Below are 12,170 nucleotides of genomic sequence, written 5' to 3' on the forward strand. Positions count from 1 at the left end.
AACAAATACACTTAAAATCCACACAAATGTTTGATAATATTCCTTATTTGCCTTATGTTCTGAGTGCTTTTATGGGCGTTGGTTTAGCTGCAGCAACTGGATTCAGGATTTTTCTGCCGATGTTTGCCGTAAGTCTCGCTTCTTACATGGGCTGGATTCCGATGAATGAGAGTTTCGCATGGCTTGCCGGTTTACCTGTTTTAATTACCACGGGTATTGCAACAGTTGTTGAAATTCTTGCCTATTATATTCCTTTCGTAGATCATCTTTTGGATACCATGTCGGTGCCCTTGGCGACCATTGCGGGTTCTGTGATGTTTGCGAGTCAGTTTGCAGATTTAGGAACTTTTCCCCAATGGACTTTAGCATTAATTGCCGGTGGCGGAACGGCTGCTGCAATCAGTTCGGGTTTTGCCGGAACTCGTGCTGCATCAACCGCAACTACTGGGGGATTAGGGAATTCGGTTGTCGCAACCACCGAAACTGCTGGCGCCGGAGTAATGTCAATTTTAGCTATGGCTGCACCAATTATCGCATTTATTGTGACGATTATTTTAATTATAATTGTTTTGGTTTTGGGCCGAAAACTTTGGCGGAAATTTCAAAACTTTAAGACAGACCGAACTTCGAAAACAATCAATGTAGAAGCGGTTGACCGCAGGAATATAGAATAAAATAACCCACTAAATTCAGTGGGTTATCGTTTTATTTGTTTTGCCTTAATTCTTTGATTTGCTTTATTTTATCATCAAAATGAGGTTTCTTTTCCGGATGTTTTTCGGATAAGATTCCGAAGGCTTTAATCGCTTTCGTGTATAGTTTTTGTTCGGTATAAAGGTTGGCTAAAGTCTCGGTCATCAAATGCGAAATATCGTCATTTCTTTCTTTGATTACGAAATCCGATTCCTCTTTGAGTTTCGATATTCTCGGTTCTTTTTCGATGAAGTTTTCGATGACTTTGTTTTTAATTTCCGTTATCGATATTTCTATTTTCTCTTTGGCTTCCTCTTTAGTCCGGTCGATTTTCAGCCAGCTTTGCCAGGTGTTGATGAAATCAGGAACATTGCTGTCTTCTAAGATTTCGTTGGTTTTTCCCTCTTCTTGAAAGGTTTGAGTTTCCTCTTCCCTGTTTGCTTTTTCGAGCGCCGAAACATTTTGGGTAAAAAACGAAACATTGAAAACCGGTCGCTCAACCACGGCGTTTTGCTCTGTGTTCGTTCCGGACATTTCAGTTTTGACCGGAGCTTCTGCTAATTTAATGTCTTCTTTTCCTACCGATTTTTCTTCTGTTTTTTTAGAAATTAAAGCATCGGGAATGTTGGTGGAAAATGACATTGGCTTCCAAACAGGTTTCTCTTCTTGAATAAATTCTGTTTCAAGTTCAATTGTTTTTTGAGAAATTTCAACGGGTTGAATTTGTGTTTTTTCTTTAATTAAATGTTCTGTTTTTTGAATATTTTCAGGTTTTTCACTATTTTTTTGCTCTGCTTTTTCGATTTCAAAACTTTGGGTTTCAGAAAAATTAACTTCAGCGCTTTGGGGAGATTCGTCTTTTGTTTGTGACGGAGTTTTCTGCTTTTTCGAGGCTTTCATTTTTTCCTCCACTTCGGCAATCAGGCGTTTCATTTCTTCTTCATGTTTGTTCAAAGCAGGTTTTGCCGTTTCCTGAATTTCTGCTTTTTCCGGATTTGAAGCTATTTTAACGTTCGGTAAAAAATCATCTGTAGCGTGAAAACTTAGCTCACTTGGATCTTCTACAGTGGGTTTTTCCTGCAAAATAAGATCTTCCTCAATAATTGTTTCTTTGCTGAAGGATTCAGAATCCGAACTTTCTTCGAATTCCTGAACTTCTTTGGTAATGGCTTTCGGTTCCACTTTAGTATCAGGTAGAAATTCTGCCGTTTCGTGAAAACTAAGTTCAGAAGGGTTTTCAATAACCGCTTTTTCTTCGGAAACAATTTTCTCTTTAATAATAGTTTCAGTGCTGAAAGTTTCGGCATCCTCTATTTCGGAGAACGCTTCTTTTTCCTCCGCATTGATTAATTTTTCGGTTTTTTGTGTTACAATTTGCCCGGCTTCCAGAGAGGATTCTAAATCGATGGTTTCGGTTTCTCTCTCGAGAAAATCTTCTTCACCTTCAAATAAAATCCTGTTCAATTCACCATTAACATAAACTGCTTTTGGGGTTTCGGTTACTTTGGATTCAATTTCGGTGAATTTGTTTTTTGGGGCGGTTTCGGTTTCTTTTGGGGTAATGGTTTCAGGAATGCTTTCAATAGAAGGTTTAGTTTCTTTCACCGCATTAATCAACTGATAAAGAATTTTTTTATCTGTGGTGTAGGCGGCAGTTATTGAAAGTTCATTCGAATAATTTTCTGGCTTTAATCGGTGTGTTCCTAAAAGGTGTAACGCCCGCAAACTTTGAATATAAGGATGTTTGTTGATCTCACTGCTCAGCAGTTCCAAATCTTTGATTTGAAATTGGTCAGGGTTTTTTGCTAATTCTAAAATTCGTCTGTTCATTTTACCAGTTGGCTACAATATCATTAAAAATTTTATTGATGATTCGCTCATTCACCACTTTAACCTGGGAGGTTTCGATGGTGTTGATGTCTAAGTCGCTGCTGAAAACCGCCTCGTCAGAATAAACCCGGTCGAAACTTTTGTTTTCCTCATTAGGAACGTGGTTTTCATAATGTACTTTCACTGTAATGGTCAGTTTGTTTTGGGCAGCCTGAATATTTCCACCCGGTGCATTTACTGAACTGGAAATGGTCGTTGGCGTAATGGAGTAATCTGTAATTTCTCCCTCAATTAAAATGTCCGGCTTTTCTTTTGTCCCTTTTAAAGTTGTTCGCTGCAAAAACCTGTTTTGGATCGCTGTGGAAAATTCCTGCGATAAACTGGCATTCATCAGAGGTGCATTGTTAGGGAAATCACGTATTTCAATCGTTTTAGTTTCGGGGCTTAATGATGATCCGGTGAAACTGTAACAACTGGTTAGAAGAGCCAAGGAAAAAGAGCCAAGGAAAAAGAGCCGGATGAAGCGGGTTTTCTCGGCTTGCAATGTAGGTTTTGCTGTTTGAAATCTCTTCATTAGTCTTCTAAATTATATTGTTTAATTTTTCGGTACAGGGTTCTTTGGGAAATTCCCAGTTCATCTGCCGCTTTATTTCGTCTGCCTTTGTGTTTTTCTAATGCTTTGACAATCAGTTCTCTTTCGTTGTTTTGAAGCGATAAGGAATCTGCTTTTGTTTCTTCGATTTCGATATCTTCTACATCGCTGTATTCCTCCTCTGTTTTTGAAATTATCGGGTTTTGATATTGATTTTGATTTTCAAAATAGAGCATTGAATTCGGATTCTGAACCTGAGTTTCAGGGGTGAAAACACGGTTAATCAGATTTTTTTCGTGATGACTGAAATCACTGTTTTCACGATTTTTTATCAGTTCTGAAGTTAAGGATTTTAAATCATTAAGGTCATTTCGCATGTCGAAAAGAATCTTGTACATGATCTCGCGCTCCGAATTAAAATCGTTCGACGATCTGCCGCTTCCATTTTGAATCACCGCTGGAAGTTGGGTCTGTATCGGAATGTATTCTGCTAACTTCACAGAGTTGACCGTTCTTTCCTGTTCCACAACTGTCATTTGTTCTACCAGATTTCGCAGCTGACGGATATTTCCAGGGAAAGGATAGTTTTCTAAATAATTAATGGCGTCGTCAGTAAGAACCAATTCCGGCATTCTATATTTTTCCGCAAAATCAATGGCGAATTTCCTGAAAAGCAAGTGTATATCACCTTTTCTTTCACGCAAAGCCGGCATGTCGATTTGTACGGTATTTAATCTGTAATATAAATCTTCGCGGAATCTTCCGTCATTAATGGCGTTCAGCATATTCACATTGGTTGCGGCTACAATTCTCACATTGGTTTTTTGGACTTGGGAAGAACCCACTTTCATAAATTCGCCACTTTCCAAAACACGAAGAAGACGGACTTGTGTCTGAACAGGCAGTTCGCCGACTTCATCCAGGAAAATAGTTCCGCCATCTGCGACTTCGAAATATCCTTTTCGGGTAGAAGTTGCACCGGTGAAAGCTCCTTTTTCGTGGCCAAATAATTCGGAATCAATGGTCCCTTCCGGTATTGCGCCGCAGTTTACCACGATATATGGTTGGTGTTTCCTTCTGGATTCCCCGTGAATGATTTTAGGAATAAATTCTTTTCCCACACCACTTTCTCCCATTACCAAAACAGAAATATCTGTGGGTGCTACCTGAATTGCTTTTTGCAATGCCCGATTAAGGACCGGATAATTTCCGATAATTCCAAAGCGTGTCTTTATGGATTGTAAGTCTGTCATTTTTAATAAATTTAGATGCCTGGCATCAGATTTCAAATGTGTTTTCCTCTAATAATTTTTTCAATGATTCTTTGCTTGGCAAAATGGTTAAGCATTTACTCGCAAATATCTGCTCATTGTTTTCTGGCAATGTATAGCGTACCAAGGCTTCGCTTTTATCTTGACAAAGAATGATTCCTATGGTCTTATTCCCGTCCTCTAATTTTACTTCTCTGTCGTAATAGTTTATGTACATCTGGATCTGCTGTTTGCGGAATTTACATTTTTTCAAGTTTATTGGAACTTATTTCCTTTAAAATGATTTTTTATTCCAATAATGAATTTACTAATACTATAAAGGTTACTATAAAAGGAAAATTAAAAAGTAACACAAGACTTGATGTGACAAATTCTTTTCGATTTTCTATAAAAACTAAGGTCAAAATCAATAAAAAAATTAAAGCTGTCAGATTGATTACTGCATTAAATGCAACAGCAAAAAACCAGAATATAATAAAACTATCTTCTTTATAAAAGCCAAAAAAATAAACAAAGATTCCTAGAATCCAACTTATTGAAAAGTAAATTAATACCGCTTTATTGATTTTAATTTTTTTCATCATTAAAAAACTTGAAGCAGGTAACTCTAAACCGTTTCCCCCAAAAGCGTTCCCTGTGTATTTCCATGAACGAAAACCGTCACAATATCGCCCAATTTCTGGCCTTCGAGTTTATCGAAAACACAAACTGCATTCTGAGAATTTCTGCCTTTCCACTGGTTGGGATTTTTTTTGGAAGTTCCTTCAATCAGGATTTCGTGATTTCGGCCCACATAACCCTGCATTCTTTTTCGGGAAAGTTCGCCTTGCAATGCAATTACTTCTGCCAATCTTCTTTGTTTAACATCCGCCGGAATATCGTCTTCCATTTTTTTCTCTGCCGGAGTTCCCGGGCGTTCCGAATACGCAAACATATAACCGTAATCGTATTCTACTTCGCGCATTAAACTTAAAGTCAGTTGGTGATCTTCTTCTGTTTCGCCACAGAATCCGATAATCATATCCTGTGAAAATGAAACTTCAGGAATCAGCTCTTTTGCTTTATTAATTAAAGCCAGATATTCTGCACGGGTATGTTGACGGTTCATTTTTTCCAACATTCTGTCGCTTCCACTTTGTACGGGAAGGTGAACATATTTGCAGATATTGTCATATTTCGCCATGACCTTGAAAACCTCCGTACTCATATCGTGCGGATTAGAAGTTGAGAATCTGATTCTCATTTCCGGAACTGCTACGGCCACCATTTCCATTAACTGTGCGAAATTAATTGCTGTCAACTGCTGAATTTCAGTCGCTTTTTTAAAGTCTTTTTTAGCGCCGCCTCCAAACCAGAGATAAGAATCTACATTTTGTCCGAGCAGCGTAATTTCTTTGTAACCATTGGTCCACAATTCTTTGCATTCTTCAATGATTGAATGAGGATCACGGCTGCGCTCACGACCACGTGTAAAAGGAACGACGCAGAACGTACACATATTATCGCAACCACGGGTAATCGTCACAAAAGCGGTAACACCGTTTCCACCTAAACGAACCGGGCTGATATCGGCATACGTTTCTTCTTTGGATAAAATAACATTGATGGCATCGCGGCCCCCTTCTGTTTCTTTTAATAAATTGGGTAAATCTCTGTAAGCATCTGGTCCAACAACCAAATCAACCAAATGTTCTTCTTCCAGAAATTTGGTTTTCAAACGTTCCGCCATGCATCCTAAAACGCCTACGGTTAAATTTGGTTTTTCTTTTTTTAAATTTTTAAACTGAGAAAGTCGCATCCGGACGGTTTGTTCTGCTTTTTCACGGATCGAGCATGTGTTCAGTAAAATAAGATCTGCTTCTTCCGGCAGTAGAGTCGTGTTGTAGCCTTGCTCGTTCAAAATCGAAGCAACAATTTCCGAGTCAGAAAAATTCATCTGGCAGCCGTAGCTTTCCAGAAACAATTTTTTAGAGTTTTGTGGTTTTTCTGCTATGGCAAAGGCTTCCCCTTGTTTGGTTTCGTCTATATATTTTTCTTGCACGGTATAAAATTTTAGATTTCGAATTTTATATTCAAAATAAGAGTGCAAAGATACAAATTTCTATGACAGAATGGCAGGGTTTGTTCCGGATAGTAATTAACAGAAAACCAATCCGAATCGATATTCTGGATTTATAGCAATTCCACGGAAGAAAGGAGATTCCATTTTTTGTTAAAGCTGATTTGGCCATCAATCTACAAAAAAATCAAGGTAAATTTCCTGCTGACTCAATATAAACACTAAAAACTTTGCGCTTACCGACAAAGTTTTTAAAAATATACTTTTGTTTTTCTTAGGCGTCAACACTTTCTGTGACGAAATTTAATTTAATCCGGATTCTAGAATCGACCGGCACATTATTGCATTTTGAGGGCGTCCAGGTTTTTTTGATTTTTTTGACAGCGAATTTCAGATCACGTAAAAATCCTTCGCTGTTTGCAACTTTCGGCGTGACTTCCAGATTGGTGACTTTTCCATCTTTATCGATATTGAGGTGAAGAAAGAAAGTTCCGTTTACCACATAAATTTCTTTATCTACATAAGCCGAAATATATTTGAACAGTTCTCTGTTAAAAGCGGCATCACCGCCGTCGAATTGTGCTCTTGTAAACTGGGAATCATCCGAACAAGAGGTTACTTTATAGTAATCGTAAGGTTTTTTAATATCAACTCTGAAGAAATTTTTACTGTTTTCAGAGAAAAAATAACCTTCCTGCAAATCTTCTACTTCTTGGGCGTAAGAAAAAACGGAAGCAAAAATTAATAGCAAAAATATTTTTTTCATGGTTTGAAATTTTAATATTGAAAGTTACTTCATTTTTAAAATTAAAACAAAACAAAAAAGACCTTGTTGTTTAAACTGATTAAAATTAGCTTCGATCCAAGATTGAATCCACAGCAAAAAAATCCGACAGAGTGCCGGATTTTTGTATAAAGTAGAATAACGGAAATTAGGGAAATTTCCGTCATTTCGTTTTGAATGTTTTTTACAAAACTTCGATTTGATTTTTCAGCAAATCATCGAATTCCTCGCGCCTTCTTATTAAATGTGCTTTTCCATCAAGGAACAGAACTTCTGCAGGCTTTAAGCGTGAGTTAAAATTAGAACTCATTTCAAAACCGTAAGCGCCGGCGTTTCTGAAAACTAAAATATCATTTTCACGGACTTCATTTAATTTTCTGTCCCAGGCAAAAGTGTCAGTTTCACAGATGTTTCCCACGACGGTGTAAATTCTTTCCGCTCCTTTTGGATTTGACAAGTTGTCGATAATGTGGTGAGAATCGTAAAACATCGGGCGGATTAAATGATTGAAACCGGAATTAATTCCCACGAAAACGGTGGCGGTTGTTTGTTTGATCACGTTTGATTTTACCAAAAAATGTCCACTTGTGCTCACCAGATATTTTCCCGGTTCAAACCATAATTCGAATTTTATTCCGCTTTCTTTATGGTATTCCGCCAGAACTTTTTCTACTTTTTTGCCCAAAGTTTTCACGTCGGTTTCGATGTCGCCTTCCTGATAAGGGACTTTGAAGCCGCTTCCCATATCGATATATTTTAAATCGGGGAAATGCTCGGCCAGTTCAAACATAATTTCGAGTCCCTGAATAAATACTTCCGGATCTTTAATTTCACTTCCGGTATGCATGTGAAGACCTTCTATTAAAAGGTTTGTCGATTTCATTACCCGGGTAATGTGACGAAGCTGATGGATAGAAATTCCGAATTTAGAATCGATATGACCGGTCGATATTTTGTGATTTCCACCTGCATAAATATGCGGATTGATTCTGACAAAAATCGGATAGGTATTGCCGTATTTGGTGCCAAACTGCTCCAGTATTGAAATATTATCGATATTGATATGAACTTTTAATTTCATCGCTTCTTCGATTTCCAATAAATCGACACAGTTGGGCGTGAAGAGAATATTGTTGTGCGTGAATCCTGCTTTCAGACCCAGTTTTACCTCATTGATTGAAACGCAGTCTAAACCGGCACCTAAGTTTTTAATGTATTTTAAAATATTAATATTCGTCAGTGCTTTTGCAGCATAAAAAAAGCGGGTGCTTTTATGAAACGATGAGGTGAGTTTTTCATAATGATTTTTGATGCTTTCTGCGTCATAAACGTAGGTGGGCGTTCCGAATTCCTCGGCGATTTTAATTAAATTTTTATCTGTCATATTATTTTATTTTTTACATTAAAAAAAGCAGACCCCAAAGAGCCTGCTTTACAATATTATTAAAATATCTGCTCTTAATCCACGGAGTTTGCTTTAGAGAAAAACTTTTTCCCTTTAGAAGCACCCTTTTTTATAGATTTTTGAACTTTCATTATTTTGTTTTGTTAAATTCCCGTCAAAATTAAAATTTTTAATTTAATTCTGCGCTATTTATTTTAAAGGAGTTGGAATTATTTCAAAATCACCCCGTAAAAGCCCCATTTTCAAATCATTTTTCAAATCTTCGGTTGGGAAATCGATGTTAATTTTTAAACCCGATAATTTTTTCAAAGATTCGATTTGGGTATATAATTCGTAAAAGCCGTACGCAATGAGTTTTCCTTTTTCAAATTGTAAGAATGATTTTTCTCCTAAAATCCTTCCGGGTGACAACCATAGTTCATCGGTTTTATTAATGGTAATTAATTGTTCAAGATTTTTTATTTCCTTTAATTCGGGTCTTCCGTTGATGAAACTCACCGCTTTTATTCCCTGCGTAAAGGATTTAAATTTCAACAGTGGTTTGTCTACTTTTTGATTGGTGATTTTATCGACGAAATATTTTTCACTTTTGTGGTAAAGCCCAAACGGTAACGATTCTTTCTTTTTCAGGCCTTTGGTTCTCATCATCAGTTTTGCCAGAATATCGCTTCCGGTTAATTCATACTGAATCTGTTCTACGTCCTCCTGAACGGTAACCCAACGCTTTGATTTCGAGTGGAAAATGTTTTTGGAAGATTTATTAAGATCGTCCACAAATTCTGAATAAATGATTTCCCCCTCTCTGTTCTGAAAATAGAGAATTCCTTTTTCTGCAGGCAGATCCTGTGTTAGATCCCGGATTTTATTCAAATAAGATTTCGAATTAACTTCGTCATGATGTTGTTGAATGATTTCGGAATCCTTGTCTTTAATCATCAATAATTTGAACAGTTCCAACGTCGCCTTGGCGTCCCCCGACGCACGGTGTTGGTCAACCAGCGGAATTCCCAGCGACTTTACCAGTTTCCCCAAATTATAACTTTCGGCCTCAGGAATTAATTTTTTGGCTAAAGGAATGGTGTCTATCGTATTGATTTTGAACTCGTAACCTAACCGCTTGAATTCCTGTCGGAGCATCCGGTAATCAAATTCGATATTGTGTCCAACCAAAGTGGTGTGTTCGGTGATTTCTACAATTCTTTTTGCGATCTCATGGAACTTCGGCGCAGTTCTCACCATTTTCGGTGAAATTTGGGTTAATTTCTGAACAAACGGGGTGATGTCTCGCTCCGGATTGACCAAAGAAATAAACTGATCTATAATCCGGTGGCCGTCATATTTATATACGGCGATTTCGATGATACTCTCCTTCCGGAAAGGGGCACCGTTACTTTCTATATCTATTACTGAGTACAAAATTTATTTTTTTATTATTTCTTTCTTCCGCCTAAACCAAACATTCCCAAAACAAATTTTGCGCCTTCTCTAGCCAAAGTCGTGGCAAATGTTCTCCCTGCAGGAGATTTCATTACACTTTCAAACATGCCGGGCTCCTGTTTTACAGGGCGCGTTTTCAATGTTGGTTCTGCTTGCTGAACTGCCTGTTCCATTCTGCTGGTCAGCATTTCGTAGGCAGAATCTTTATTGACGGTCTGTTCGTATTTCGCAACCATTGCCGATTTGCCTGTTAAATCCGCAACTTCTGCGTCACTTAGGATATCCATTCTTGATTCTGGTGAAATTAAGAAAGTTTGAACTAACGGTGTCGGGATTCCCTTTTCATCCAATGCCGTAATGAATGCTTCGCCAATTCCCAGGTTTTGAATCAGGTCTTTCGCATTGTAATATTCTGTGGTCGGATAATTTTCAACCGCTTTCGAAATTTCTTTTTTGTCTTTGGCGGTAAATCCGCGAAGGGCGTGCTGTATTTTTAAGCCTAACTGAGATAAAACATTTTCGGGGACATCTCCAGGAATCTGCGTGATGAAATAAATTCCGACTCCTTTGGAACGAATCAGTTTTACCATGGTTTCAATTTGACTTAATAAAACTTTCGAGGCTTCATTGAAAATCAAATGGGCTTCATCGATGAAAAGCACCAGTTTCGGTTTGCCGGAATCTCCTTCTTCCGGAAACATCATATAAATTTCAGCAAACAAAGAAAGCATGAAGGTAGAAAAAAGTTGTGGTTTGCTTTGGATATTGGCGACTCTCAAAATGTTCACAACGCCTTTTCCATCTCTTTTTTGAAGCAGGTCTTCTACATCAAAACTTGGTTCTCCGAAAAATGAGGTGGCGCCTTGCTGTTCCAATGCCACGATTGAACGAAGAATCGCGCCCAGAGAAGCGGTAGAAATCGAACCGTAGTTATTGCTCAAATCAGCCTTTCCCTGCGCATTATCGGTCACATATTGTAAGACTTTTTTCAAATCATCTAAATCGACAAGCGGTAAGCCTTTGTCGTCACAATATTTGAAAACGATCGAAATAATGCTTTGTTGCGTATCATTAAGATTAAGGATTTTCGATAATAAAAGCGGGCCGAATTCGGTAACGGTTGCTCTTAGTTTAATTCCTTTTTCTCCCGAAATCGACATGAGTTCTACAGGAAAAGCCTGTGGTTGATAAGGAAGTTTTGTCTTGGCGTATCTTTCATTAATAATGGCGTTTTCGGTTCCCGGTTCTGCGATACCAGAGAAATCACCTTTAATATCCAGAACCAAAGAGGGGATTCCGGCGTGGGAAAGTTGTTCTGCAAAAACCTGAACTGTTTTTGTTTTTCCGGTTCCTGTGGCACCCGCGATTAATCCGTGGCGGTTGATCGTTTTTAATGGAATGGTTATATCCACTTCGCTCACTACTTCGCCGTCGAGCATGGCTTTTCCTAAAGTGATGAATTCGCCTTTTGGGGCGTATCTTGAAGAAAGTTCCTGAACGAATTTTGCTTTATCTGCCATCTTTAATATTCTTTGAGAGGTTAAAGATAAAAAATAATAGAGATTAGGAAATGCGTTAGGCGAAAAATTCCCTGATTTAGATGATGAAAATCATTTTTTAATTAAGATTAAAAAGTCTTAATTTTGACCTGTTATGAAATCCTTAATAACGGTCATATTTTCATTTATCATTTTTGGAGCAAGTTTTCAGAACTCGCTTTTTATGATTGATTATAAGATCAATCAGGATTTCTACGAAATTCACTGTATCAATAAAGCGAAACCGGAGCTTAGTTGTCACGGAAAATGCCAGATGAAAAAAGAAAGTGATAAAAGCACGAACCCTTTTAATCTGGTAAAATACGCTTTTGAATTTAATATTTTGCCGACAGCACCGGTTGATTTTTTTATTAAAAAACAAAACTCCGCTCCTTCCAGATCTGCGGATTTCAGCTACCAAGAGCTTTTCATTCCCGAAATTTTGCTCAGTATTCCTCCCCATCCGCCGCAAGTGTGATTTGATTTCCAGTGTTAAACTCTTCTTTTTCAACAGAAACTGAAGCGGTTTGACCGTCTCTTAAAAAGAGAAAAAAATATTCA

At 37.8% G+C, this 12,170-nt stretch carries 12 protein-coding genes; 2 read left to right on the top strand and 10 right to left on the bottom strand.

The window, feature by feature from the left end; genetic code table 11:
• Positions 1-26: 26 nt before the first annotated feature.
• Complete coding sequence (locus NBC122_RS05175) at positions 27-674, top strand: DUF4126 domain-containing protein (protein WP_133439353.1); 648 nt, start codon at positions 27-29, stop codon at positions 672-674.
• A gap of 31 nt (positions 675-705) precedes the next feature.
• On the opposite strand, the gene NBC122_RS05180 is transcribed toward NBC122_RS05175, so the two are convergent.
• The 10 genes from NBC122_RS05180 to NBC122_RS05225 form a co-directional block, all read right to left on the bottom strand.
• Positions 706-2,523 carry a superantigen-like protein SSL4 gene (locus NBC122_RS05180; protein ID WP_133439354.1) on the bottom strand — a complete coding sequence of 606 codons (1,818 nt, stop codon included), beginning with the start codon at positions 2,521-2,523 and terminating at the stop codon, positions 706-708.
• A 1-nt stretch (position 2,524) separates the two neighbouring features.
• Complete coding sequence (locus tag NBC122_RS05185) at positions 2,525-3,097, bottom strand: LptE family protein (RefSeq protein WP_133439355.1); 573 nt, start codon at positions 3,095-3,097, stop codon at positions 2,525-2,527.
• Positions 3,097-4,368 carry a sigma-54 interaction domain-containing protein gene (locus NBC122_RS05190; RefSeq protein ID WP_133439356.1) on the bottom strand — a complete coding sequence of 424 codons (1,272 nt, stop codon included), beginning with the start codon at positions 4,366-4,368 and terminating at the stop codon, positions 3,097-3,099. Before NBC122_RS05190 ends, NBC122_RS05185 begins: the two co-directional genes overlap by 1 nt.
• A 25-nt stretch (positions 4,369-4,393) precedes the next feature.
• Positions 4,394-4,603 carry a PDDEXK nuclease domain-containing protein gene (locus NBC122_RS05195; protein WP_133439357.1) on the bottom strand — a complete coding sequence of 70 codons (210 nt, stop codon included), beginning with the start codon at positions 4,601-4,603 and terminating at the stop codon, positions 4,394-4,396.
• Positions 4,604-4,673: 70 nt separating this feature from the next.
• On the bottom strand, positions 4,674-4,970 hold the full coding sequence (locus tag NBC122_RS05200) for a hypothetical protein (RefSeq protein ID WP_133439358.1): 297 nt from the start codon (positions 4,968-4,970) through the stop codon (positions 4,674-4,676).
• A gap of 23 nt (positions 4,971-4,993) precedes the next feature.
• Positions 4,994-6,427 carry a tRNA (N6-isopentenyl adenosine(37)-C2)-methylthiotransferase MiaB gene (miaB, locus tag NBC122_RS05205; RefSeq protein WP_133439359.1) on the bottom strand — a complete coding sequence of 478 codons (1,434 nt, stop codon included), beginning with the start codon at positions 6,425-6,427 and terminating at the stop codon, positions 4,994-4,996.
• A gap of 292 nt (positions 6,428-6,719) precedes the next feature.
• Complete coding sequence (locus NBC122_RS05210; protein WP_133439360.1) at positions 6,720-7,211, bottom strand: energy transducer TonB; 492 nt, start codon at positions 7,209-7,211, stop codon at positions 6,720-6,722.
• Between the two features lie 202 nt (positions 7,212-7,413).
• Complete coding sequence (lysA, locus tag NBC122_RS05215; protein WP_133439361.1) at positions 7,414-8,613, bottom strand: diaminopimelate decarboxylase; 1,200 nt, start codon at positions 8,611-8,613, stop codon at positions 7,414-7,416.
• Positions 8,614-8,823: 210 nt separating this feature from the next.
• Positions 8,824-10,050 carry a 3'-5' exonuclease gene (locus NBC122_RS05220; protein ID WP_133439362.1) on the bottom strand — a complete coding sequence of 409 codons (1,227 nt, stop codon included), beginning with the start codon at positions 10,048-10,050 and terminating at the stop codon, positions 8,824-8,826.
• Between the two features lie 14 nt (positions 10,051-10,064).
• The gene (locus NBC122_RS05225; protein ID WP_133439363.1) at positions 10,065-11,591 is read right to left on the bottom strand and encodes a helicase HerA-like domain-containing protein; all 1,527 of its coding nucleotides are present in this window, start codon (positions 11,589-11,591) and stop codon (positions 10,065-10,067) included.
• A 133-nt stretch (positions 11,592-11,724) separates the two neighbouring features.
• Here NBC122_RS05225 and NBC122_RS05230 point away from each other — a divergent pair, with 133 nt between their 5' ends.
• Positions 11,725-12,087 (top strand): hypothetical protein, encoded by a 363-nt coding sequence (locus NBC122_RS05230; protein WP_133439364.1) that lies wholly within the window; start codon positions 11,725-11,727, stop codon positions 12,085-12,087.
• Positions 12,088-12,170: the final 83 nt, after the last annotated feature.

This window comes from Chryseobacterium salivictor, from assembly GCF_004359195.1.
GTDB lineage: Bacteria > Bacteroidota > Bacteroidia > Flavobacteriales > Weeksellaceae > Kaistella > Kaistella salivictor.